The sequence below is a fragment of the Stanieria cyanosphaera PCC 7437 genome, assembly GCF_000317575.1.
Classification (GTDB): Bacteria; Cyanobacteriota; Cyanobacteriia; order Cyanobacteriales; family Xenococcaceae; genus Stanieria; species Stanieria cyanosphaera.
This window is the reverse complement of sequence record NC_019748.1, coordinates 1,149,720-1,172,573: the sequence shown is the minus strand read 5'-3', so window position 1 is coordinate 1,172,573 and position 22,854 is coordinate 1,149,720. Positions and strand designations below refer to the sequence as shown.

Below are 22,854 nucleotides of genomic sequence, written 5' to 3'. Positions count from 1 at the left end.
AAATATGCTTTAGAATACCCATCTCAAGACAAAAATTGCTTGCGTAAAGTAATATTTCTTTTAACAACGATTGCGTATATATTCCTAATTGCTGCTCCACGCGATCGCCTTAGCTCAATAAAGTCATAATTTTTTTTAAAGCTCTGGAAACCATTCTTCATCCAAAGCATTTTCTAGAGAGATATAAGCTTTTTGATCGAGATTAAACAGTTTTGAGACAGATTTAATTGCAGTTGAGTGAGCGCGTTCATAAAAGATTGGTAATTCCCTTCTCAAACTAGGACTATCTTCTAATCTACTTTCAATTTGCGCTCTAAAATTAACAACTTCAGATGCCCAATGACGATAATTACGTTCTTTTTCTATATCCCAATAAGACATTTTTAATAAATGCTCAAGCAATTGGGTAAAAAGACTTAATAACGCTCTTCTTTCGCTTTTTCCCATGCTTTCAATTTCTTCAATTAAATTGTTCCAGTCTACCCGATCAAAATTTTTTGCTTTTATTTGTTTTAAGGTTTCTTGAATCCACTCACTATAATCTTTGTCGTATAAAGTGTGATAATTCATAATTTATTAATTTAATGTTTTAGCTTGATTTTAAAACGATACGAATAAAAAAGATAAATAAGTCAGCAGCAGAATAAGCAATATTTAAGCGATCGCTTGGGATTTTTCAACTAAAATTTTCACTTCACAACTACCCATTGAGTTACAGGCGCGATCGCTTTCCAACCGAAAAATTTTCCTACAGGTTCTGCCCGAGAAATAGCAATACGGGTTAATTCTCCTCCTAATTCGCCTTGCCATTGCAATAGCTTCTGTTCACTTTCTACTGTGACTGCATTCGCCACTAATCGACCTTTAGCAGGTAAAATATTCCAACAAGTTTCTAATAAATTAGGAGTAGTTAAACCTCCACCAATGAAAATAGTATCTGGTTGGGGTAAATCTTTTAAAATAGTCGGTGCTTTTCCTGCGACAATCTGAAGATTAGGCACACCCAAAGCAGCAGCATTATCGGCAATGTATTGAATTCTTGTTCTATTCTGTTCGATCGCGACTGCTCTACAACTTCGCTCACTTCGCATCCATTCAATTCCAATTGAACCACAACCAGCACCCACATCCCATAATAATTGTCCTGGTAAAGGAGCTAAAACTGCTAAGGTAATCGCTCGTATTTCTTTTTTAGTTAATTGTCCATCATGATGATAAACAAGATCGGGTAAACCTGGTACACGAGATAGAGGAATAGTATGAGAGTCTGGAATACAATAACAAGCGATCGCATTTAAATCGGCAACATCCTTTGCATCCCAAGTAGCAGCAACGCCTGGAATAATTCGTTCTTTTTCTCCTCCCAAATGTTCTAAGACTGTTATTTCACTTTGACTATATCCTTGAGTTACTAATATTTCGGCTACTGTTGCTGGTGTTTGTTTATCTGCACTTAAAATCAATAAACGAGCATGAGGATAAACAAAAGCATGAAGTAAAGTTGGATCGCGTCCACATAAACTTAATAATTCTACTTCTGTTAATGACCAACCTAATCTCGCACACATTAGGCTAAAAGTAGACGGTGCTGGAATTATACTCATTTCGTCTATGGGAATGTAACGAATTAAAGTTACACCAATGCCGTAACACATCGGATCGCCACTAGCTAAAACACAGACAGACTGTCCCCGTCGTTGAATAATTTCTGCAATTGAATGTTTGATTGGAGAAGTCCAAACCAACTTTTCCCTGTGATCTGTATCAGGAAGCATAGCTAAATGGCGATCGCCTCCTACGATAACTTCTGCACTATCCAAAAGCGATCGCGCGACGTTATTTAATCCTGCTAGTCCATCTTCACCAATACCGATTATAGAAAGCCATTTTTGAGGAAAATTGTTGAGTGTCATGAACAAACAATTAACTATTAAGCATTAGAGATAAAAATCGGTCATTCTGGTAAGGTTATAATAATTCTTACATATTTCTTACTTTTGACCCTTCATTATTCTGATGAAAACTACAAAAATGTCGAGTAAAGGTCAAGTCATTATTCCCAAAGCTTTGCGAGAAAGTCATAACTGGGAAGAAGGACAAGAATTAATAGCAATTGATATGGGAGATGGAATTCTCTTAAAACCAAAAAAACCTTTTCCCGAAACAACCTTAGATCGGGTAGCAGGTTGCTTAAAGTATCAAGGAACTCCCAAAAGTCTTGAGGATATGGAAGATGCTATTCGTAAGGGAGTAGAGAGATTAAATAATGATAACAGTTGACACCAATATTATTGTGCGACTATTAACCCAAGATGACCAATTACAATATCAACAAAGTCTAAAAATTTTTCAGTCACAGAATATTTTTATCAGCAATACAGTAATTCTAGAAACTGAATGGGTTCTGCGATTTGCCTATAAATTCAACCCAAAAGAAATTTGTCAAGCTTTACAGCAGCTATTTGGTTTGCCAAACGTCCATCTTGCCAATGCTAACTTAATTGCTCAAGTTCTTCAATGGCATGAAAATGGGTTAGATTTTGCAGATGCTTTTCATTTAGCACAGAGTCAACACTGTTTGGAACTATACACCTTTGACGAAAAGTTTATCAAGAAGGCGAGTGAACTAACACAGTGTAAAGTGTTAAAACCTCACCTAGATCAGAATAATGGTTAATCTTTAAAGTATAATATGTTACCAAAGTGCTACTAAGGAAAATTGAATAACTCAGAGCATAAAATCTGAGCGCGGTGAGTAATTTCTCGCCAATTTCTTGTAACTAATAAAGATTTAGGAAATAGACTACTAGAAAGACCAACTGCTAACGCACCAGCACTTAACATTTCTTTGGCATTGTCCATTTTAACTCCACCTGTGGGAATTAAAGGAATATGACCTAATGGTGCTTGTAAACACTTAATATAGTTTGCTCCTCCTACAGTTTCGATCGGAAAAACTTTAACTGCACTCGCACCACCTTGCCAAGCATTAATAATTTCTGTAGGAGACAAAGCTCCAGGTACAATAGGAACTTGATAATGTTCTACTGCTGCTGCCACAATCGCAGGATTGTAGTGAGGACAAAAAACAAATTGCGCTCCTGATGCGATCGCATCTTGCAGTTGTTCTGGGTTTAAAATTGTCCCGACACCAATATAACAATAAGGTAATCGAACTCTTAGTTCAGCAATCAATTTTTCTGGTTGGTCGCTATTCCAAGTAATTTCAACTAAACGAATTCCACCATTCGCCACCGCCTGCGCCATCGCTAAACCCATTTCTTGATTAGGAGAACGAATTACTGCGATCGCTCTATGTAAAGTTAATACTTCTGACCAAGAGTTAATTAAGTTCAGCGATGTATTTAACCTAGACAAAGTAGTCTGACCCCATCACTATAATATAGAGCTAATTCTATTTTTATATGCTTGAGAATCTAAACCCATCCCAACGTTAGCAGTTTGAGGATCGACTTTGGCATCTAAAGCTTTAATTCGGTCAGAAGTAGCAGGGTGAGTGCTTAAAATATTGGGAACCGAACCACCTTTTTGAAGTAATTTCTCCATAAAACTAATCATTCCTGAAGGTGCATAACCAGCTTTTTTGAGATTAACTAGTCCAAGTTGATCTGCTTCTAATTCATCTTCGCGACTGTTAGGACGAGAAAGTGCTAATTCAACTCCAATTTGGACTGCTGCACTGCGATTTAATCCTGCTGCGGTTAATACACCTTGAGAAATTGCTTGTTGACGCATTTGTTGAATAGCATGACGACCAACAATATGACCAATTTCATGTCCAATTACACTAGCTAATTCTGCTTCATTGCTGGCTTTTTTAATTAAACCAAGATTAACGTACACATATCCACCCATTGTGGCAAAAGCATTAATACCATTATCGTTTACTACTTGAAAAGTATATTTAAGCTTCGGGCGTTCGCTGGTTTTAGCTAAACGTTGTCCAATTTCATTAATATAATTAGTGATGGTTTGATTAGAAGATATTGGAGCTCTTCCCGAACTAATCAATTGTTGATTAATCTCTTGACCCAATTGAGATTCTTGAGTCTCAGAAATATTTGATAGTTGATAGATTTGCGCTCCTCTAATGAATAATTCTATCCAGGGAACACCATAACTAGGGAGAGGTTTTGCGATCGCAATACTTACACAACAAACTAAAGAAAGCAAGACGTATAACCAACGTCTGTGAGAATACCAAAGAAATTTAGAAAAATGCTTCAACATGATCGAGACAATACTAAAATCGAGACGATTACTATTTGTAGTAGACGATATTTTTTCTTTCAAGTTGCCGTCTCTACCTCGATCCTAATCTAAATTTGTGATAAATATTACCTAACCGCGTAAACTTTGATATCGATAGAAGTTAAAGATATCAAATAATCCGCCTACTATGCTTCCTACGACACCCAGAATAAGCACACCGATTAGTGGTTGTCCGTTACCAAAAACGGCTAAAAAATTTAAAACTTCAATTGCGCCAGTTTGTCCTAATACTGCAACCCCAGGTATCTGACTGACGATTAATAAAATTCCTAAAATAACTCCGAAAAAAATTATGGGAGTACTAAAACTGATCAGTGCAGTTACCAAAAGAGAAACTAAGAAATTATTAAAAATTCTCATATTGTAACTTGTCATTTTTTTATTGCCTAGGTTAGCTATTTTTGCTTATTTACTACAATAGAAGGAAAATCTGCCTCTAGATTGAAATTTCAAGAATCTTAAATCTTTCTTTAAAAAAATCCAAGACTTTAGTTACTTATTTGATACATTTAGATCGATTTGCAAAAAAGTATCTTACATTACAATAATCTAAAAAATTTTACTTAACAGTATTTTGGGTCACAACTAAAACAAGATCGAGAGCTTTGCTTAGAGTATATTAAACAACTATTCTCAAGATTAAATCAGTAGTCCAATAAGTTTTACTAGTTCAAAAATTGTTCATAATTATCTACTGCATTTGACAATTTATAAGCTCAAGTTGAATGATTTCTAAGTAATCGAATCAATTAATCTGTTTTTATTACTTTACCTTTGCGTTTTATTTTAATTACTTTATTTGTACTTTAATTTTATTTTGTATCACTTTGAGTTAGGTATCTTGGTTGAACAGTCTGCTTGTTTGATGTTGCTGTTAAAGAATTAATTTTAGGTAAACAAACAACCATTAAATAATTAAAAATTCTTCAAAATAATCAATAAATTTCTTTGTTAGATTTGGTAAACCAACTACGTTCTGATGTTTGTTTGGGCGTTGATGAAACAGGCGAGATTGATATTACGTCTAAAAGTGATGGCAACTCCAGAAAAATTCTTGCCAAAGAACCTTCAAATTATTAAAAAAAATCTATGTGGTTTACTTATATGATGTCTAAGTTTCGTTACTTAATTCTGATGGGAATAGTTATGATTGGTTTGGCTTTACCCTTTAAAGCAAGTGCTGCTGAACAAGTTGTGTCTACTTTAACTGTTACAGGACAAGGAACTGAAAAAATTACTACTACTCTAACAAATATTCAATTAGGAGTAGAAATTCAAGGCAAAACGGCTACTGAAGTACAACAACAAATTGCCGAACAAACTAATAGTTTAGTTCAATTTTTGCGATCGCGCCAGGTAGAACAACTTCAAACTACAGGCATTCAACTACAACCTAGTTATGATTATAGTAATGAACAAAGAAAACTAATTGGTTATGTTGGTATCAATACACTTAGTTTTCGTCTCAGTACAGAAAAATTGGGTGATTTAATCGATCAAGCTGTTCAAGCAGGTGCAACCAGAATTGATAATATTAGTTTTACTGCTAGTGATGAAGCTGTTGCTAATGCCCAAAAACAAGCATTAAAAAAAGCAGTTCAAGATGCTCAAGCTCAGGCTGAGGCTGTGTTACAGGCTTTAAGTTTAACTGCTAAATCTATTGTAACTATTCAAATTAATGGAGCTAATCCTCCTCAACCTCTGATGGTTCAAAATGAAGCCTTTTCTGCTCGAAGTCAAGACAAAGTTAGCACTCCTATTATTGGTGGAGAGCAAGCAGTAGAAGCATCAGTAACTCTCCAAATTGGTTACTAATCTGAATTTAATTAGGAAATATTTTTGCTCAGGATTTGAAAATTCAAGGGTGTAATTGCTTAATAATTTATAATTTCTTTAAAAACCACCTTAATCAAAAAATTATGGTTCCCTTAAAGGATGAAAACCCAGTCAAAATTACACCTTACCTCACTTATACTCTAATAGCGATCAATATAGTTGTTTTCTTTTATGAAATTAGCTTAAACCCTAAACAACTAGACCTGTTTTTCCATTTGTTTGCTGTTGTTCCTAAAGAATTAACTGCGAGTTTTAGTGGAATTACCTTAGCTCAACCCGTACCAGAACCTTTGACTCTAGTTACCTCCCAGTTTCTTCATGCTAGTATTGCTCATCTAGGTTTTAATATGTTGTTTTTGTGGATTTTTGGTAACAACATCGAAGAAGAACTAGGCAGGGTCAAATATTTAATTTTTTATTTAAGTTGTGGCGTTTTAGCTGCTTTATCTCAATGGTACTTCTCTGCATTATCTGATATTCCTTCATTAGGTGCTTCTGGTGCGATCGCTGGAGTTATGGGAGCATATATACTTAAATTTCCTTCTGCCAAAATTATTACTGTTATTCCTTTAGGTTTCTTTTTTCCTACTTTTCGTGTCTCTGCAATTTATTTCTTAGGTTTTTGGTTTCTTGAACAAGCTTTTAATGGTGTAGCTTCCTTAGAAGTTAGTACCAGCGTTGGCATGGAAAACGGTGGTGTAGCTTACTGGGCGCACGCAGGCGGTTTTATTTTTGGCGCGATTTTAGGTCCTATTTTAGGATTGTTTTCTGAGCGTTCAGAGCAATATTAAAAAATGTATTGACAATTAACAAATAATAAGAAATACTGAGCCGATCAGAGAAACTTAATTTGACCAATGCTTGCTAAACGAATTTTACCTTGTCTAGATGTTAATGCCGGACGAGTTGTTAAAGGTGTTAACTTTGTCGATCTTAAAGATGCTGGCGATCCAGTTGAATTAGCCAAAATTTACAATGATGCAGGAGCGGACGAATTAGTTTTCCTTGATATTACCGCAACTCATGAAGACAGAGACACAATTGTTGACGTAGTTTATCGTACTGCTGAACAAGTGTTTATTCCTTTAACTGTTGGTGGTGGCATTCAATCCTTAGAAAATATTAAAAAATTGTTAAGAGCAGGGGCAGATAAAGTCAGTATCAATTCGGCTGCGGTTAAAAATCCTAAATTTATTAATCAGGCAAGCGATCGCTTTGGTAAACAATGTATTGTCGTCGCGATCGATGCTAGAAGGCGCAAAGACTCTAGCAACCCAGGTTGGGAGGTCTATGTTAGAGGTGGAAGAGAAAATACAGGAATAGATGCGATCGCATGGGCTAAAGAAGTAGAACAACGAGGCGCAGGAGAGCTATTGGTTACCAGCATGGATGGCGATGGAACTCAAGCTGGATACGATTTAGAACTCACTCGTACTATTGCCGAACAAGTAGAAATTCCAGTAATTGCTTCTGGTGGGGCAGGAAATTGTCAACATATCTACGAAGCTTTTACTGAAGGTAAAGCAGAGGCTGCTCTGTTAGCTTCACTCTTGCATTACGGGCAGTTGACCATTGCTGATGTCAAAACTTATTTACAACAACATCAAGTTTCAGTTAGGACGGTTTAACCTATTGGTTTTTACAAAAGTTAAAAACTTAGAAAATCTAACTCCTTTACTAAAAATTGTGTATTAAAATAGACTAAAGTTTACATTTTGTAAAAAATGCTGATTCCAATTCTCATATTTGATGTTGCTTTGGTTGCCTGGTCACTGCATTTGATGCAAGAAGCTTTAGCGCAACAAGAATTTTCATTAATGTTAGCAGGTATGCTGGTTGCTGCTTCTGCTGGTGCTATGATGATTGTTTATTTTCTCATGGGCAATTGTTTAAGTCATTTAATTTAATTTTTTTACTCTTGACTAAAGTCGTCTTTTTAAGGCATGATAATATACGCTATTCTAGGGGCTATAACTCAGTTGGTAGAGTGTCACAATGGCATTGTGAAAGCCACCGGTTCGAGCCCGGTTAGCTCCATATTTGTTTTCGCCTAATTTACCGTCCTTTTACCGATGCCTTTCCCTATTCAATTGCTCGTATTCGTCCAAAATCCGTCCATTAGTCATCACTCTACTCCTACCTAAAAACTTAAATCAAGCTACTTCATCAACTCTTTAAATTCGTGTCTAAACTGTAAAGCTGTGGGATCATACAACCATTGGGTAATTCTGTCAAATGGCGTAAGTAGAATATTTCAATAATTCACCAAGACTGATAAGTTTGGCAAATTAGCCTCTCAAAAAGTGAATGTATTAATAGCCATAAAATCTATGGAGACAGGAGGAAAAAAAAATCAAATTGAAGTAATAAGTAATTACAACGAGTTAACGGATTTGATCTTAATCGCGATCGCTCCGCGTCTCAGCGAAGCTGAAATCGCCATCAAATTCACCCCATTGTTGGATTAACTTGGCAATCAATCCAGTCCAACCTGTTTGATGGGAAGCACCTATACCAGCACCATTATCACCATGAAAATATTCGTAAAAGAGAATTAAATCATGCCAATGAGGATCGTTTTGAAACTGATCAATTCCGCCATATACTGGACGATAACCAGAATTATCTTCTAAAAAAATTCGCATCAGGCGTTGAGAAATTTCACTAGCAACTTGCCACAAATTTAACCAGTTACCTGAACCAGTGGGACATTCTACTTTAAAATCATCTCCTAAATAATAGTGGAATTTTTGTAGAGCTTCGATAATCAGATAATTAACAGGCATCCAAATTGGACCACGCCAGTTGGAATTACCTCCGAACAAACCCGTACTAGATTCAGCAGGTTCGTAATCGACACAATAATTTTGTCCGTTGACATTAAAAATATAAGGATGTTCGGCATGGTATTTGGATAAAGCGCGAATGCCATAATCACTTAAAAACTCATTTTCATCGAGTAATTTTGCCAAAATTCGGCGTAATTTATCTTCAGGATTAAAATGATGAGGCGTAACATAACATAAAGCTAATAATCTTCTTGCCCCTACCCCCTTAGTTTCCATACAAGCAACATTGTGTTTGAGATCGGGACGATGATTAATAAACCATTCCACACGTTCTTTAAAACCTGGTAATTTAGCTAAAATATCTGGTTCGAGAATTGCGATCGCGAATAAGGGAATTAATCCTACCATCGAACGTACTTTGAGAGGAATCTGTTTCCCATGAGTTAAATGTAAGACATCGTAGAAAAAGCCTTCTTCTTCATCCCATAGTTGCGTTCCATCTTCGCCAATATGATTCATCGCCTGGGCAATGTAAAGGAAATGTTCAAAAAATTTCGTCGCAATGTCTTCATAGACAGGATTTTCTTTAGCTAACTCCAGCGCGATGGTTAGCATATTAAGACAATACATCCCCATCCAACTCGTACCGTCTGCTTGTTCGATATGCCCACCAGTAGGTAAGGGTGCGCTGCGATCAAAGACTCCAATATTATCTAAACCTAAAAAACCTCCTTCAAAGACATTTTTTCCTTCGGTATCTTTACGATTTACCCACCAGGTAAAGTTCAACAGTAATTTTTGAAAAACTCGTTCTAAAAAAACGCGATCGCCTTCGCCTTTCATTTTCTGTTCGATTTTATAGACGCGCCAAGTTGCCCAAGCATGAACAGGTGGATTAACATCCCCAAATGCCCATTCATAAGCGGGAATTTGTCCATTGGGGTGCATATACCATTCTCTAGTGAGGATATCGAGTTGATATTTGGCAAATTCGGCATCAACTAAAGCCAAGGGAATAACATGAAAAGCTAAGTCCCAAGCAGCAAACCAAGGATATTCCCATTTATCGGGCATCGAGATAATATCATCACTATCTAAATGAATCCATTGACGATTTCTGCCCTTTTTTCGTTCGTTTGGAGGTTGAGGCATGGCAGAATCACCTTTTAACCAGCGATCAACGTTGTAGGCGTAATATTGTTTACTCCATAGCAACCCTGCAAAGGCTTGGCGTTGAATATTACCATGATCTTGGGATAAAGAGAAAGGTGTAAGTTGGCTATAAAATTGATCTGCTTCTGCTTTTCTTTGTTGAAAAATTGAATCAAATTCTTCTAAATCAAAATCATTGTTAGGAAGGTTATTTTGAAGACGCAAGCAAATAGTTTGAGTTTCATTTGGAGCTAAATTAAGTAAATAGTGAGCAGCAGTTTTAGTACCAATTTGATTGGGATTAATTGCCTCAGTTTGACCATTAACTACATAATTATTGATGCCATCTTTAACATAATTAGAATTATTTTTGATTCCAAATAACCGTTGGCTATTGGTTTCATTTTCGGTAAACAGTAAGGGCAAATCACCATTTGCTACCTGATTATTATGGTCGCAGACTAACCATCTTTTTCCTAAATCGGAATGTTCGGCTTCAATAATGCTAGAGCTTTCATTCTTTTGATAAACTTTGAGTTGGGGTTTGAGTGAATTATCTTCCCATGACCAAGTATTACGAAACCAAAGTGTAGGTAATAAATGTAAATTATTGGTTTCCGAACCACGATTAGTAACACTAATTTTAATTAAAATATCTTCTGGATCGGCTTTAGCATATTCAATTACAACATCAAAATAATTATTGTCTTTAAATATCCCAGTATCTAATAGTTCAAACTCAAATTCTTGACGACTGCGCTGTTGATTCTCTCTCTCCAACTCAGCATAAGGAAATTCCGCCTGGGGATATTTATAGAGCATTTTCATATAAGAATGAGTCGGAGTATTATCCAAATAAAAATAATATTCTTTGACATCTTCCCCGTGATTACCTTGATTACCAGTTAAACCAAAAAATCTTTCTTTCAGAATCGGATCTTTTTCATTCCAAAGCGCGATCGCAAAACATAATCTTTGCTTTTGATCGCAAATTCCGCCAATGCCATCTTCTCCCCAACGATAAGCACGAGAACGAGCTTGATCGTGAGTAAAATAATCCCATGCTGTACCATCGGCACTATAATCTTCTCTAACAGTTCCCCAGGCGCGATCGCTTAGATAAGGACCCCACTGTTGCCAATTGCCATCGGCTAATCTTGTTGTTTCTGCATTCATAATTTGATTTATTAGTAATAAAAAAAAAGCTTATTAAATAATCTCTATCTTAAAGAAGATATAACTTACTTTTCATACTCTCTCTTAAGATGGTTGTGAAAAAGCGATCGCGAATACTAGGATATGAAATACATTATCAAAGGTTTAAATAATCATGGAATTTTATGTACCAACTCTTAATAGCTTAGAGGCTGCCGATGATCTTAAAAAAACTATACTGACTTCTGAACCTGATGCTCAAGTAGAAGTTGATTCTCAAGCAAAAAAAGTTACTGTAAAATCAGAAGCTTCAGCAGAAACATTCAAACAGTTAATTGTGGCTGCTGGACATGAAATTGCTTAACTATAGCGTTTCTTATAGTCATGAGGTACAAAGTTAATTGCTTTAAGCAGAAGGCAGAATTAAATGTACCTTACAAGTCTGAGAACTGCTATAAATTCATTTAGAAACAAAAATTTATTTGAATTGCCTTGAACTTTAACCTATTTGGTTTTGCTCAGAAAAATCTTTTCAAAAATATTAGGTGAATGGGACAACAATTTGCTAAACTCCAACTTCTAGGGAAGGGAATTGATGAGGAAAAGTTAGCGTGTCTCAAATTAAGCATCAATCTAATTCAAAGGATTATTTCTGGCGATATTGGTTTCTCGTACCAATTTATCCTTATAGTCAAAGACGTACAATTCGTAAGGAAATTGTTCAAGATACAATCTGGACTTTTGAACAACTGCAAGGCATCTTTTATGTAGTTGTCCCCATTAGGATGACTGTAGTTAAATTACAGCAAGGGGGATTATTAGTTTATGCACCAGTTGCACCAACCAAAGAATGTTTAAAGCTGGTTCATGAATTAGTAGCAGAACATGGTGAAGTTAAGTATATTATTTTACCTACTATTTCAGGTTTAGAACATAAAGGTTTTGTTGTTCCCTTTGCTCGCAATTTTTCCAACGCCCAGGTTTATGTTTCTCCCCATCAATGGAGTTTTCCTGTCAATCTTCCTTTAAGTTGGCTAGGTTTTCCTGCTCAACGCACTCAGATATTACCAGCAGATAGTACTCAAACACCCTTCGCTTCAGAATTCGAATATGCAATTTTAGATGAGATCGATCTCAATTTAGGTAAATTTGAAGAAGTTGCTTTTTTCCATAAGCGATCGCGTACATTATTAGTTACCGATTCAATTGTTTCGATTCCAGAAAATCCTCCAGCAATCGTTCAACTCGATTCTTACCCTTTATTATTTCACGCTAGAGATAATGCTACTGATGCGATCGCTGATACTCAAGAAAATCGACGCAAAGGTTGGCAAAGGATTTGTTTGTTTGCTCTTTATTTTCGTTCTAGTGTTTTAGATGTTCCTAAATGGAGTAAAGTATTTCAAAATGCTTTCAAGGCAAGCGATCGCTCTAAAAAGGCTTATTTTGGTTTATTTCCTTTTCAATGGAAACCAAATTGGCAGCAGGCGTTTGATGCTTTACGAGGTAATGGACGTTTATTTGTGGCACCTATCTTACAAACATGGATTCTTAACCGCGCACCAGCAAAGACGTTAAATTGGGCAAATAGAGTAGCAAGTTGGGATTTTCAGCAAATTATTCCCTGTCACTTTGAATCTGTAATTAAAGCGACACCGCAAGAGTTTCGACAGGCTTTTTCTTTTTTAGAAAAATATCCTTCCGTAAGTGCGAGTTTGTTTAATAGTAGTAGCTATCCTTTACCTCAAGAAGATTTTCAAACACTCAAAGAAATTGATCGCACTTTATGTAAATTTGGGATTGTACCACCACCAGAAGAGAGAGTTTAATCTAAAATCAAAAGTCTTAGAGACGTAACATGTTACGTCTGTACAAAAATAAAAAATCTAGCTCCTAAAATCTTGTTCAAGTTGACGATATTTAGGTAAATCAATCGCGCTTTTAAAATCTTGAAAATCAACTATTGGTTCAAATCCTACTGTCGTTCCATTTTCTTTAAGATAATGCCAACATTCATTTATAGCTTTAGTAGCAGCAAGTAAACCCGATAATGGAAAAAAGACAATTTTAAAACCCAATTGTTGTAAATCTGAAGCTGTTAGTTCGGGAGTTTTTCCACCTTCAATCATATTAGCTACTAAAGGTACATCGGGAAAAGCTTGCGCGATCGCTTCTAATTCAGTAACCGACTGGGGTGCTTCAATAAATAAAACATCTGCACCAACATCGAGATAAGCACGTCCTCTGGCGAGCGCTTCTGCTAAACCCAAAGGCGCACGAGCATCGGTTCGAGCAATAATCACTAAATTACTTTCACCACGAGCTTGAATAGCTGCTTTGATTTTACTACAATGTTCAGATGTAGAAATAACTCGTTTATCGTCAAAATGACCGCATTTTTTAGGAAATTCTTGGTCTTCTAAAATAATGCCACTGATACCTAAATTTACTGCTTCTTCAACAGTGCGGATCACATTTAAAGCATTGCCGTAACCCGTATCTAAATCAGCAATTAAAGGAATCTTAACTGACTTAGCAATCTTGCCTGTACTATTAAGCATTTCCGTCGCAGTCAACAAACCGTAGTCAGGAACTCCCAAAGTAGAAGCAGCAATACCAAAACCACTAGTAGCGCTCGCTTCAAATCCGCTTTGTTCGGCTAATTTTGCGCCTAAACAATCATAAACACCAGGAATAACCAAAATTTTGGGATGAGTAAGTAACTGTCGCAGTTGACTGGAAAAAGACATAAAATCAAGCTCTTAAAAAAATTTATTCAGGTTAAGTCCAATAAAGAATTTTTGCGTGAGGAAACCTTGCTTGAATTTGTTTTTCAATAAAAGTCTGTAACGTTTTCATTTTTTCCGTATTATAGACATACTTAACCCCACCAAACTTATTATATTTACGATGGCGGTTTGCTTCATCTAAATCTAACTTGCTGTTTGGATACCAACTTTGTAAAACTTCTTTTGATTTGGGGGTAAAGCGATGAGTAATTAATTCAAAAGTTAGATCGCAGTTAAAATCTAACATAGTACTAATTTGCTCGAACAACTGAGTATAATGTAACTGCCAATCTGAAATCGCCATAATTGGTGCAATTACTAATCCAACAGGATACCCACCACCACCTTGATTAGTTGGTAAAGCTAATTTTCGTAGTGCTTGTAGTCTAGCATTTACGCTAGCTGTACCTCCCTCAAAAGAACAACTAATTGGTGCAGCATTGACACTCATACGACAACGAGTATGACCTTGATGAGGTAAATTTAATAGTTTATCAACCCCATCAAATTTAGAAACCCATCGTAAACGAGCTTGAGAACGAGTACCGAAGTAACGAATACATTCAGCTAAACTACCTGTTAGATGTTCGATGCTAAGAGGATCTGTGTAACAGCTAACTTCAAAGCTAGTTTCTTGGTCTTTTGATTCGTATTGGCTTAGATTATCGAGAATTTCTGGTAAATTCGCATAAATTCTGGTGATAGGGACTCCAGATAAACTTCCAGCTAAATAACAATATTGACAGTGCGCTGGACATCCTTGCGCTAGATGAAATTGCCAGTCAGCCGAAGGAGGAATCGGATTTAGTTTAAAATTACTTGGTGGTGCAGTCACTATTGCTAAGGTTCGTTTAGCTTTAGCATAAGTCTCTTGTTCGGTTTTTCCTTTTAAATTAGTTAATCGATTGTGGGGTAATTCTTGTATTGGTATCTGATAAGATTCAATTCGCTTGATAATTTGTTGTCCCCAAGATTCTTGAAGGGCAGCAGGAGTAACTAAAACACGCTCTGGTAACCACAGACGAGTAGAAGAAGAGGTAAGAGTTTGTATCATCAAAGATTAAATGTCCCTTTGAGAGTTGCAGGGCAATCTAGTATTATTAGCTATCTCGATCTTAGTAATTAGTAACTAAATAGTTTTTTCAAAAATAGTCGGATTTCTCTACTTGCAGAAGTTTTGTCAAGTTAAAAATATGTTGGCTTAAGAAGTTGCTGTTTTATTGATAATTATTGAGATGAAAATATTCAAAAACAGATAATTTAAAAATGTCCACGAATAAACGCTGATCAACTTTGTTCTGAGATTTGCGAAGGAACAGATATATTTATCGGTTGGTTGTTATTTTGTTTATGGATCAATCTAGTAAATTTTGTGATAGAAATAATGAATAATAAATATATTTTATTGTAAGGACGAAGAGCGATTTATCTTTCCATTATAAAATTAAAGAAAAGAAATTGTCACAATAAATTTAATCAGCTACAAATTAAAGATAAACAAATGTTGGAAATATTAGAACTCAAAAAACATTTATTAGCCGGTGAGATTGAACAGGCTTTGTTAATAGTCGAAGAGCTAGAAGAAATGGGACGACAAAGCGAAATTAGAAATTTAGAATCATTTTTAGTAATTTTATTAATTCATTTAATTAAAATACAAGTAGAAAATCGCTTAACTAGCTCTTGGAAATCATCTATTATTAATAGTCTTCTCGCTATTCAAAAACGAAATAAACTTGGAAAAAAAGCGCATTATATTTACTCGGAAAACTGGCAAGAATACATAGAAGATAATTTTAATACTGCCATAGTTAGTGCTAGTCGAGAAATTTTTGGTGGTATAGATTATAAAGAATTAAAAGCTCAATGTAATCGCATTTCTTTATTCAATTTTGCTAATAGTTTACTACAATTAACTTACTTGAATAATCAAGATGAATTAATTAACGCAATTGAAAACAAGTTAAAAGACTTTTGTTCTTAATTTTACCAAAAAATTAATTATCAAGAATGGCAAAGTTTGTTAGTTTGATTGTTTAAGAATACACTCTGCATTTAATAAAGTTAGGTTTTGAGTAGCTACACTAATACATTTATTTTCTTTGATTAATTTTGCTAGAGCAGGAACTTCGCCTTGTTTTAGGTTAGTATTTGCTTGGTTTACTAAATTATGAAAAGAACTATAATTTAACCAATCGTACTGAAATAAGTAATCTGGTTGAAAAAAATCATTTTCTACTAGCCAATAATCAATACTGTATTTTTGAATAACTTGTTTAGCTTTTAATGAATTCGGACTTGATTGTGCTTTGATTAAATCAATAACTCGTTGCTTAAATTGTTGATAATAATTTGTATGATAAGCTAGAGCAAATTCTCTTCCTACTAAAACAGACCGAAAAGAAAAAGCAGGAATATTATCAGCTTCTCTTGTTAAAGACGCAACTAAAGTATCTGGAGGTTGAGAAGATAAAAATTGATAAATTACTGGTGCTTGACCAATTTGCCAATTTTGAAACCAAACTAAAAATACAACAGGAATTGCAGGAAAAATAATAATTGTAGCTAAACTAAAGTTTACTAAAATAGAAATTAATTTAGTTTTAAATTTATTCTTTTTTAAAAACCATTGCCAAAAATAATCTAACCAAATTACAAGAACAACTCCTGATGCGATCGCCATAACTAATTTAAAACTATGATAAGTGTAACGGCTAGGAAGATGTAATTTAGGTAGCAATAAATGAGCTAGTATAAACATCAATAAAGATGCTAGTAAAACTTCCCATAAAATTTTTACTTTTGGGTGAATTAATTTTACTAAAGGTGATTGAGATTTTAATAACCAAGGTAAACTCAGACTAATCCAAACAATCGTAGGAAAAATAGGTAAGCTTAAACCACTAGAACCATTCAGAAAAAATAAGATGGGATTACTTACAAAATATTGACTACGACCATGTAAACCAAATTCGGGCATTTGTTGCATTTGGAGAGATGTTACAACTGGACTAAATTCGGATTTATTAGTCGCATAAATAAATAAAATTGGACAAGCAATAATTACAGCAGCTAAGAAAATAAAATAATCTTTTTGAGTTTGACAAAATTTAATTGAGTTGGTTTGCCAACTAACTAATCTAATTGTTAAGATTGTCAATTCAATCAATAAAACTTGTGGGTAAATTAAGCCTATTAAAGCGATCGCGATTAATAACTCAAATATTTTTTGTTTAATTAAATAATATAAAAAAGCACTAAACAAAGGATAAATAAAAGCTCTTGGACTAGCAGAAACTAAATCGTCATTAAGCCATATCAATTGATTGACAAATAAACTAGACCAAAAACCAGCAAGAGGAAGAGGAAAGATTTGAAGAGTAACTTTATAAATATAAATCGTAGTAATAATTGCTAAAATCAAAGGCAAAGTTTTCGCCAATTCAATCGGTGCAATTCCTAATTTTGCCCAAAACCAATAAAAAAATTTATATCCTATCGGCGCAACACTCTCAAAATAATTAATAATTAAATCATCTTTAAATAATTGAGGCTCTACTAATCTTTGTAACCAAATTAAATGTTGTCGAGCATCATCTTGAATAATGTATTGATTACTAACAACATAATGTAAAGAAATTAGTCCAAAGTAGAAAGTAACAAGTAAGCTTAAACCAAACCAAAGATTATTTTTATTATTAGTCATTGGTGATTTTTTTTGAGTCTTTTTAGGGAAAATATTCTGCTATATATTTACAGATTATGCAACCGTTTAATTATTCTACTTTAGTTGATTACCTGCGCGATCTTGCCAAACAACAACCAGATCGAATTGCTTATATTTTTCTCAAAGATGGAGAAAGCAAAGAAGAAACTATTACTTATCAACAACTAGACCAGCAAGCAAAAGCAATTGCCTCTCAAATAAGTTCATTACCATCTAACAATAAACCAGTAATTCTCATTTATCCTTACGAACAAAGTTTAGAATTTATTTCCGCTTTTTTTGGTTGTCTTTATGCAGGAGCGATCGCAATTCCTTGCCATCCGCCTCAAAATCTTTTAGCAATCAAAAATTTGCAAGGACGTTTAATTTCTTCTCAAGCAAAGATTATTTTAACTACTCAAAAATTACTAACTAAAACTAAACATCAACTAGACCCAGAAATCGCCTCCCAATTAGTTTGGTTAAATACAGAAAGTATTAAATTCAATCAATCAATCAACTATCAAATTCCTCAGTTTACTCCAGATCATTTAGCTTTTCTTCAATATACTTCTGGTTCAACAGGAACTCCTAAAGGAGTAATGGTTACCCATCAAAATTTAATGTCCAATCAACAGATGTTGCAACTAGTTTTTGCTGGTAATTCCCAGAGTATCGGTGTCGGTTGGTTGCCTTTATTCCACGACATGGGATTAATTGGCAATGTTTTGCACTCTCTTTATTTAGGCATACCATGTATTCTCATGTCTCCCCTCGCTTTCATTCAAAAACCCATTCGTTGGTTACAAGCAATCTCTCACTACCGAGGAACAATTAGTGGTGGTCCTAATTTCGCTTACGACTTGTTATGTCGTCAAGTAACCGAGGCGCAAAAACAACATCTCGATCTCAGTAGTTGGGAATTAGCTTTTACAGGTGCTGAACCTATTCGTCAAAAAACTATTGAACAATTTTCTCATTATTTTGCCGATTGTGGTTTTCGTAGAGAAGCTTTTTATCCTTGTTATGGTATGGCAGAAGCTACCTTATTTATCACAGGAGGATTAAAAAACGAAGCACCCATAATTAAATACGTCGAAGAAAAAGCACTTGAACAAAATCGAGTTGTTCTTAGTACAATAGCAAAACCAGGATCTTGTTCTGTAATTAGTTGTGGTCGTGCCTGGTTAGATGAAAAGATAGTCATTGTCGATCCTCAGTCTTTAACCCCCTGTCCTCCCCATCAGGTTGGAGAAATTTGGGTAGCAGGTTCAGGAGTAGCGCAGGGATATTGGCAGCAACCAGAATTAAGTAAGCAAACCTTTCAAGCTTATTTATCCGATCATCCAGAACAACCCTTTTTAAGAACAGGTGATCTAGGTTTTCTAGACCACCAAGAATTATTTATCACAGGTCGTCTCAAAGATGTAATGATGTTCTGGGGGTTTACCTGTTATCCTCACCATCTCGAACAAACCGTTCAACAATCTCATCCTGCTTTCAGTTTAAATAATGGTGCAGCTTTCTCGATTAATGTTGCAGGGGAAGAAAAATTAGTCATTGTTCAAGAAATAGAACGCAGTTATCGCAATTGTCTTGACGTAGATGAATTAGTAGAAACAATTCGTTGGCGAATCTTTGCAGAACATTTTGTCGATGTTTATGCGATCGCTCTTCTACAACCAGGAAGTTTACCCAAAACCTCTAGCGGTAAAGTCAAACGCAGTTTTTGTAAAGAACAATATCTCAATCAAAACCTCAAAGCGATCGCGATATGGCAATCTCCTCCCAGTAGCAGCGACCTCACTACCGTAATTCATAGATATTTAAACCCTATGACTCATTTACGTCGTTATTCGGGTTTATTTCGCGGAAAATTACGCCGTTTTCTCTACCAAATCCGCCAGATTGACAAGTAGAAGCAATTGATGAATTGCCTCTACTCAATAATCACGCAAAAGTAGAAGAACCAAAATCCGAAGGAACATCTTGCAGACGACCATTACCCACAGCTTGAACAGCTTCCTTAAGATCGACATCTCCAGTATAAATCGCTCGACCAACGATCGCGCCTGTCACTCCTAAAGGTTCTAATGCCAATAAACTCAATAAATCAGTTAAACAACTAACTCCACCAGAAGCAATTACAGGAATATTGATCGCATTTGCTAACTCTCTTAACGCTGGTAAATTAGGGCCAGAAAGCGTGCCATCACGATGAATATCCGTATAAATAATCGCTGCTGCACCTTGTTGTGCCATTCTTTGCGCTAATTCTGTCGCTGCTACTGCCGACGTTTCTAACCAACCTCTAGTAGCGACTAGACCATTACGAGCATCGATTCCCACCACAATCTGTCCTGGAAACTCTTGTGCTAATTGAGTAACTAATTCTGGTTGTTCTACTGCTACAGTACCCAAAATTGCTCGTTGTACACCTAAATTAAGTAAATTAGCTACCGCAGAGCGATCGCGTAGTCCGCCTCCTACTTGTACAGGAATAGGTATAGCTGCCGTAATTAATTCAATTACGTTTAAATTTACTGATTTTCCTTGTTTAGCTCCATCCAAATCGACTAAATGAAGTCTGGTTGCTCCTTGCTCAACCCAGTGTCGGGCAACTTCCACTGGATTTTCATTAAATACTTGCGAGCGGTCGTAATCTCCTTGGTACAAACGCACACATTTCCCTTCCAATAAATCAATTGCAGGTATAACTTCCATAAAAATTTACTCAATGATCTAAAAGCTGTAGCCTCAATCTTATTGTAGAGATGGATAGGCTTTTTCAATTGTCTTTAACTAAAAGATTGAAGTTTCTGTTAGAATTTTTAAGGCGATCGCGTTTAACAGTGATCACTTATCAGTTGTGAATGATGAGGGATGAAATAATCAACCATTAACATAAGCGAAGCGCACTACCGTAGGTCTTAACTATCAACAACTAAGCAGTTATCATTGTTTAACTAATCATTGAGAGTAAACTAGACACAAATAACATTAGATAATGTTACAAATCTTTACCTCATGACAATAGTATTGTAAACTACCCAAGGAAAGATATATGTGTGGATAAAGGAGCAAAAACAACAATGCAGTCGGCTCAGACGCTGCGGACAGTACCAAAAGAGTTTCTTAAACCTCATGGTGGTATTAATATCAATGTTTTAATGTTTACAGCAGCCCTGATGCTGATCGCCTTATCCGTTATTGGTTATTTCTGGTGGGGAGTTCCAGGCTGGTGCTGTTTTTCGGCTAATGTCCTTGCTTTACATTTATCTGGAACAGTTATCCATGATGCTTCTCATAATAGCGCCCATAGTAATCGAGTTTTGAATGCGATTTTGGGACATGGCAGTGCTTTGATGTTAGGTTTTGCTTTTCCTGTATTTACGAGAGTACACCTACAACATCACGCTCATGTCAACGATCCAGAAAACGACCCCGATCATTTTGTCTCGACAGGTGGTCCTTTATGGCTCATTGCTGCTCGTTTTTTTTATCACGAAGTATTTTTCTTTAAGCGTCGTTTGTGGAAGAATTACGAGTTACTAGAATGGTTTTTGAGTAGATTATTTTTGGCTGTTATAGTTATTGTAAGTATTCGATATGGTTTTATCGGTTATATAACTAATTTTTGGTTTGTTCCTGCTTTAGTAGTAGGAATTGCTTTAGGACTGTTTTTTGACTATTTACCGCACCGACCTTTTCAAGAACGCGATCGCTGGAAAAATGCCAGAGTTTATCCTAGTCCTATTTTAAATTTGTTAATTTTAGGACAAAACTATCATTTAGTTCATCATCTTTGGCCTTCTATTCCTTGGTATAAATATCAAGCTGCTTATCGTGCCACTAAACCTTTATTAGACGCAAAAGGATGCGATCAATCTTTGGGTTTATTTGAAGGTAAAAATTTCTGGGTTTTTCTGTATGACATTTTTTTGGGAATTCGTTTTCATTCTCATAAAAATAAATCAGTAATTAAAGAATAAGTAGTAATGAGGTTGCTTAAATTTTGAGACTGAGTAAAATGAAGTCACAGCAACATAATATCATCGATAATGAGCGATCGCTATAAATTTCAATTTCGTCTTTATCGACGTTCTTTTTTAAAACCCTTGCAAACAAGTCACGGTGTGTGGCAAGTACGCGAGGGAATTATTATTTCTTTAGTAGATAGCAAAGGTAAAATTAGTTGGGGAGAAATTGCTCCTGTACCGTGGTTTGGTTCAGAAACTCTTGAGCAAGCATTAGAATTTTGTCAGCAGCTAGGTTCAATTATTACAGCAACAACGATTAATTCAATTCCCGATCATTTATCTGCTTGTCAGTTTGGGTTTGAATCAGCTTTAGAAGTATTTAAGAGTCAAGCAATTACCCCAATTACTGATCAATTAAACCGAAAAAAGTCGTTAAACTATTGTTATCTGTTACCAGCAGGAAAATCAGCTTTAAACTTATCGGAAAAAATTTGGCGTCAAATAGATTCACCTTCATTAAAGTCTCCTCTTACGTTTAAATGGAAAATTGGAGTTCAATCTTTTTTAAAAGAAATCGAAATTTTTCAACAACTGCTTCAATCTTTACCCGCCACCACAAAATTTAGATTAGATGCTAATGGAGGATTAACTCTAGAAGAGACAAAAAATTGGTTAGCAATAAGCGATCGCAGCAAGCAAGTAGAATTTATTGAACAGCCTTTAGCTCCTGAACATTTTTCAGAAATGCTAACTTTAAGCAATCAATATCAAACACCTTTGGCATTAGATGAATCTGTCGCTCAGTTAGATCAATTGCAATGGTGTTATCAACAAGGATGGCGAGGAATTTTTGTAATTAAACCAGCAATATGTGGCTTTCCTAGCCACTTACGTCAGTTTTGTCATAGTTACTCAATTGATGCTGTTTTTTCTTCAGTATTTGAAACTGAAATTGGCAGACAAGCGGTACTGAAATTAGCTCAAGAATTAAATTATAGCGATCGCGCTGTTGGTTTTGGTATTGATAACTGGCTATCGTGAACTACTTTCTCTTTTGTCTAACTCATTCAACAGAACTTCATATCAGCCTATCCTACCGCCACAATTCCTAGTCATGATCCCTTCTTAACAAATAAGCGTTGCTTCCCGCTCAC

Annotated in this window: 23 protein-coding genes and 1 tRNA gene; 14 read left to right on the top strand and 10 right to left on the bottom strand. The window is 35.4% G+C overall.

Annotation, left to right across the window (positions count from 1 at the left end):
• Nucleotides 1-135: 135 nt before the first annotated feature.
• Nucleotides 136-570, bottom strand: coding sequence for a DUF29 domain-containing protein (locus STA7437_RS05130; RefSeq protein WP_015192317.1), 435 nt, complete (start codon nucleotides 568-570; stop codon nucleotides 136-138).
• 119 nt (nucleotides 571-689) lie between these two features.
• Nucleotides 690-1,913, bottom strand: a complete 1,224-nt coding sequence (locus STA7437_RS05125; protein WP_015192316.1) for a bifunctional cobalt-precorrin-7 (C(5))-methyltransferase/cobalt-precorrin-6B (C(15))-methyltransferase — start codon at nucleotides 1,911-1,913, stop codon at nucleotides 690-692.
• A gap of 103 nt (nucleotides 1,914-2,016) precedes the next feature.
• On the opposite strand from STA7437_RS05125, the gene STA7437_RS05120 reads away from it, so the two are divergent.
• Both STA7437_RS05120 and STA7437_RS05115 read left to right on the top strand, forming a co-directional pair.
• Entirely contained in the window at nucleotides 2,017-2,280 is a 264-nt protein-coding gene (locus tag STA7437_RS05120) for an AbrB/MazE/SpoVT family DNA-binding domain-containing protein (protein ID WP_015192315.1), read from the top strand.
• Nucleotides 2,267-2,677, top strand: a complete 411-nt coding sequence (locus STA7437_RS05115; RefSeq protein WP_015192314.1) for a type II toxin-antitoxin system VapC family toxin — start codon at nucleotides 2,267-2,269, stop codon at nucleotides 2,675-2,677. The genes STA7437_RS05120 and STA7437_RS05115 overlap by 14 nt, the downstream gene beginning before the upstream one ends.
• Nucleotides 2,678-2,709: 32 nt before the next feature.
• Here STA7437_RS05115 and STA7437_RS05110 read toward each other — a convergent pair whose 3' ends face one another.
• The 3 genes from STA7437_RS05110 to STA7437_RS05100 form a co-directional block, all read right to left on the bottom strand.
• On the bottom strand, nucleotides 2,710-3,378 hold the full coding sequence (locus tag STA7437_RS05110) for a bifunctional 4-hydroxy-2-oxoglutarate aldolase/2-dehydro-3-deoxy-phosphogluconate aldolase (protein ID WP_015192313.1): 669 nt from the start codon (nucleotides 3,376-3,378) through the stop codon (nucleotides 2,710-2,712).
• An 18-nt stretch (nucleotides 3,379-3,396) separates the two neighbouring features.
• Nucleotides 3,397-4,251, bottom strand: coding sequence for a M48 family metallopeptidase (locus STA7437_RS05105; protein WP_015192312.1), 855 nt, complete (start codon nucleotides 4,249-4,251; stop codon nucleotides 3,397-3,399).
• A 111-nt stretch (nucleotides 4,252-4,362) separates the two neighbouring features.
• Nucleotides 4,363-4,668 (bottom strand): hypothetical protein, encoded by a 306-nt coding sequence (locus STA7437_RS05100; protein ID WP_015192311.1) that lies wholly within the window; start codon nucleotides 4,666-4,668, stop codon nucleotides 4,363-4,365.
• 582 nt (nucleotides 4,669-5,250) lie between these two features.
• Here STA7437_RS05100 and STA7437_RS27355 point away from each other — a divergent pair.
• The 6 genes from STA7437_RS27355 to STA7437_RS05075 all read left to right on the top strand — a co-directional run bounded on the left by STA7437_RS27355 (nucleotide 5,251) and on the right by STA7437_RS05075 (nucleotide 8,166).
• Nucleotides 5,251-5,373 carry a hypothetical protein gene (locus STA7437_RS27355; RefSeq protein WP_281169250.1) on the top strand — a complete coding sequence of 41 codons (123 nt, stop codon included), beginning with the start codon at nucleotides 5,251-5,253 and terminating at the stop codon, nucleotides 5,371-5,373.
• Between the two features lie 9 nt (nucleotides 5,374-5,382).
• Nucleotides 5,383-6,108 (top strand): SIMPL domain-containing protein, encoded by a 726-nt coding sequence (locus tag STA7437_RS05095; protein WP_015192310.1) that lies wholly within the window; start codon nucleotides 5,383-5,385, stop codon nucleotides 6,106-6,108.
• 104 nt (nucleotides 6,109-6,212) lie between these two features.
• Nucleotides 6,213-6,920 carry a rhomboid family intramembrane serine protease gene (locus STA7437_RS05090; RefSeq protein ID WP_015192309.1) on the top strand — a complete coding sequence of 236 codons (708 nt, stop codon included), beginning with the start codon at nucleotides 6,213-6,215 and terminating at the stop codon, nucleotides 6,918-6,920.
• A gap of 66 nt (nucleotides 6,921-6,986) precedes the next feature.
• On the top strand, nucleotides 6,987-7,757 hold the full coding sequence (gene hisF / locus STA7437_RS05085; RefSeq protein WP_015192308.1) for an imidazole glycerol phosphate synthase subunit HisF: 771 nt from the start codon (nucleotides 6,987-6,989) through the stop codon (nucleotides 7,755-7,757).
• Between the two features lie 96 nt (nucleotides 7,758-7,853).
• Nucleotides 7,854-8,036, top strand: coding sequence for a hypothetical protein (locus tag STA7437_RS05080; RefSeq protein ID WP_015192307.1), 183 nt, complete (start codon nucleotides 7,854-7,856; stop codon nucleotides 8,034-8,036).
• A gap of 57 nt (nucleotides 8,037-8,093) precedes the next feature.
• Nucleotides 8,094-8,166, top strand: a tRNA-Ala gene (locus STA7437_RS05075).
• Between the two features lie 362 nt (nucleotides 8,167-8,528).
• Here the strand turns inward: STA7437_RS05075 and STA7437_RS05070 are convergent.
• Nucleotides 8,529-11,246 (bottom strand): MGH1-like glycoside hydrolase domain-containing protein, encoded by a 2,718-nt coding sequence (locus tag STA7437_RS05070; RefSeq protein ID WP_015192306.1) that lies wholly within the window; start codon nucleotides 11,244-11,246, stop codon nucleotides 8,529-8,531.
• 154 nt (nucleotides 11,247-11,400) lie between these two features.
• On the opposite strand from STA7437_RS05070, the gene STA7437_RS05065 reads away from it, so the two are divergent.
• Nucleotides 11,401-11,589: a hypothetical protein gene (locus STA7437_RS05065; protein ID WP_015192305.1), complete on the top strand. Its 189-nt coding sequence runs from the start codon at nucleotides 11,401-11,403 to the stop codon at nucleotides 11,587-11,589.
• 247 nt (nucleotides 11,590-11,836) lie between these two features.
• Nucleotides 11,837-13,054: a DUF4336 domain-containing protein gene (locus tag STA7437_RS05060; protein WP_015192304.1), complete on the top strand. Its 1,218-nt coding sequence runs from the start codon at nucleotides 11,837-11,839 to the stop codon at nucleotides 13,052-13,054.
• Between the two features lie 57 nt (nucleotides 13,055-13,111).
• Here the strand turns inward: STA7437_RS05060 and STA7437_RS05055 are convergent, their stop codons facing one another.
• Nucleotides 13,112-13,975 carry an isocitrate lyase/PEP mutase family protein gene (locus STA7437_RS05055; protein ID WP_015192303.1) on the bottom strand — a complete coding sequence of 288 codons (864 nt, stop codon included), beginning with the start codon at nucleotides 13,973-13,975 and terminating at the stop codon, nucleotides 13,112-13,114.
• Nucleotides 13,976-14,006: 31 nt separating this feature from the next.
• On the bottom strand, nucleotides 14,007-15,068 hold the full coding sequence (locus STA7437_RS05050; protein ID WP_015192302.1) for a spore photoproduct lyase family protein: 1,062 nt from the start codon (nucleotides 15,066-15,068) through the stop codon (nucleotides 14,007-14,009).
• Nucleotides 15,069-15,515: 447 nt separating this feature from the next.
• On the opposite strand from STA7437_RS05050, the gene STA7437_RS05045 reads away from it, so the two are divergent.
• The gene (locus tag STA7437_RS05045) at nucleotides 15,516-15,998 is read left to right on the top strand and encodes a DUF29 family protein (RefSeq protein ID WP_015192301.1); all 483 of its coding nucleotides are present in this window, start codon (nucleotides 15,516-15,518) and stop codon (nucleotides 15,996-15,998) included.
• Nucleotides 15,999-16,037: 39 nt separating this feature from the next.
• On the opposite strand, the gene STA7437_RS05040 is transcribed toward STA7437_RS05045, so the two are convergent.
• Nucleotides 16,038-17,720 carry a hypothetical protein gene (locus STA7437_RS05040; protein ID WP_015192300.1) on the bottom strand — a complete coding sequence of 561 codons (1,683 nt, stop codon included), beginning with the start codon at nucleotides 17,718-17,720 and terminating at the stop codon, nucleotides 16,038-16,040.
• Nucleotides 17,721-17,776: 56 nt separating this feature from the next.
• Between STA7437_RS05040 and STA7437_RS05035 the strand changes: the two genes are divergently transcribed.
• Nucleotides 17,777-19,639: a fatty acyl-AMP ligase gene (locus STA7437_RS05035; protein ID WP_015192299.1), complete on the top strand. Its 1,863-nt coding sequence runs from the start codon at nucleotides 17,777-17,779 to the stop codon at nucleotides 19,637-19,639.
• 31 nt (nucleotides 19,640-19,670) lie between these two features.
• Here STA7437_RS05035 and hisA read toward each other — a convergent pair whose 3' ends face one another.
• Nucleotides 19,671-20,444: a 1-(5-phosphoribosyl)-5-[(5-phosphoribosylamino)methylideneamino]imidazole-4-carboxamide isomerase gene (hisA, locus tag STA7437_RS05030; RefSeq protein WP_015192298.1), complete on the bottom strand. Its 774-nt coding sequence runs from the start codon at nucleotides 20,442-20,444 to the stop codon at nucleotides 19,671-19,673.
• 368 nt (nucleotides 20,445-20,812) lie between these two features.
• Here hisA and crtR point away from each other — a divergent pair, with 368 nt between their 5' ends.
• A complete protein-coding gene (gene crtR, locus STA7437_RS05025) occupies nucleotides 20,813-21,712 on the top strand; it encodes a beta-carotene hydroxylase (protein WP_015192297.1) in 900 nt (299 codons plus the stop codon).
• A gap of 69 nt (nucleotides 21,713-21,781) precedes the next feature.
• Entirely contained in the window at nucleotides 21,782-22,741 is a 960-nt protein-coding gene (locus STA7437_RS05020) for an o-succinylbenzoate synthase (RefSeq protein WP_015192296.1), read from the top strand.
• The last annotated feature ends 113 nt before the right edge of the window (nucleotides 22,742-22,854 follow it).

What these genes read in the sequence shown, in the direction of transcription:
- STA7437_RS05130 (WP_015192317.1), bottom strand. Translation starts at nt 570, where the DNA reads ATGAATTATCACACTTTATACGACAAAGATTATAGTGAGTGGATTCAA.
- STA7437_RS05125 (WP_015192316.1), bottom strand. Translation starts at nt 1,913, where the DNA reads ATGACACTCAACAATTTTCCTCAAAAATGGCTTTCTATAATCGGTATT.
- STA7437_RS05120 (WP_015192315.1), top strand. Translation starts at nt 2,017, where the DNA reads ATGAAAACTACAAAAATGTCGAGTAAAGGTCAAGTCATTATTCCCAAA.
- STA7437_RS05115 (WP_015192314.1), top strand. Translation starts at nt 2,267, where the DNA reads ATGATAACAGTTGACACCAATATTATTGTGCGACTATTAACCCAAGAT.
- STA7437_RS05105 (WP_015192312.1), bottom strand. Translation starts at nt 4,251, where the DNA reads ATGTTGAAGCATTTTTCTAAATTTCTTTGGTATTCTCACAGACGTTGG.
- STA7437_RS05100 (WP_015192311.1), bottom strand. Translation starts at nt 4,668, where the DNA reads ATGACAAGTTACAATATGAGAATTTTTAATAATTTCTTAGTTTCTCTT.
- STA7437_RS05095 (WP_015192310.1), top strand. Translation starts at nt 5,383, where the DNA reads ATGTGGTTTACTTATATGATGTCTAAGTTTCGTTACTTAATTCTGATG.
- STA7437_RS05090 (WP_015192309.1), top strand. Translation starts at nt 6,213, where the DNA reads ATGGTTCCCTTAAAGGATGAAAACCCAGTCAAAATTACACCTTACCTC.
- hisF (WP_015192308.1), top strand. Translation starts at nt 6,987, where the DNA reads ATGCTTGCTAAACGAATTTTACCTTGTCTAGATGTTAATGCCGGACGA.
- STA7437_RS05080 (WP_015192307.1), top strand. Translation starts at nt 7,854, where the DNA reads ATGCTGATTCCAATTCTCATATTTGATGTTGCTTTGGTTGCCTGGTCA.
- STA7437_RS05070 (WP_015192306.1), bottom strand. Translation starts at nt 11,246, where the DNA reads ATGAATGCAGAAACAACAAGATTAGCCGATGGCAATTGGCAACAGTGG.
- STA7437_RS05065 (WP_015192305.1), top strand. Translation starts at nt 11,401, where the DNA reads ATGGAATTTTATGTACCAACTCTTAATAGCTTAGAGGCTGCCGATGAT.
- STA7437_RS05055 (WP_015192303.1), bottom strand. Translation starts at nt 13,975, where the DNA reads ATGTCTTTTTCCAGTCAACTGCGACAGTTACTTACTCATCCCAAAATT.
- STA7437_RS05050 (WP_015192302.1), bottom strand. Translation starts at nt 15,068, where the DNA reads ATGATACAAACTCTTACCTCTTCTTCTACTCGTCTGTGGTTACCAGAG.
- STA7437_RS05045 (WP_015192301.1), top strand. Translation starts at nt 15,516, where the DNA reads ATGTTGGAAATATTAGAACTCAAAAAACATTTATTAGCCGGTGAGATT.
- STA7437_RS05040 (WP_015192300.1), bottom strand. Translation starts at nt 17,720, where the DNA reads ATGACTAATAATAAAAATAATCTTTGGTTTGGTTTAAGCTTACTTGTT.
- STA7437_RS05035 (WP_015192299.1), top strand. Translation starts at nt 17,777, where the DNA reads ATGCAACCGTTTAATTATTCTACTTTAGTTGATTACCTGCGCGATCTT.
- hisA (WP_015192298.1), bottom strand. Translation starts at nt 20,444, where the DNA reads ATGGAAGTTATACCTGCAATTGATTTATTGGAAGGGAAATGTGTGCGT.
- crtR (WP_015192297.1), top strand. Translation starts at nt 20,813, where the DNA reads ATGCAGTCGGCTCAGACGCTGCGGACAGTACCAAAAGAGTTTCTTAAA.
- STA7437_RS05020 (WP_015192296.1), top strand. Translation starts at nt 21,782, where the DNA reads ATGAGCGATCGCTATAAATTTCAATTTCGTCTTTATCGACGTTCTTTT.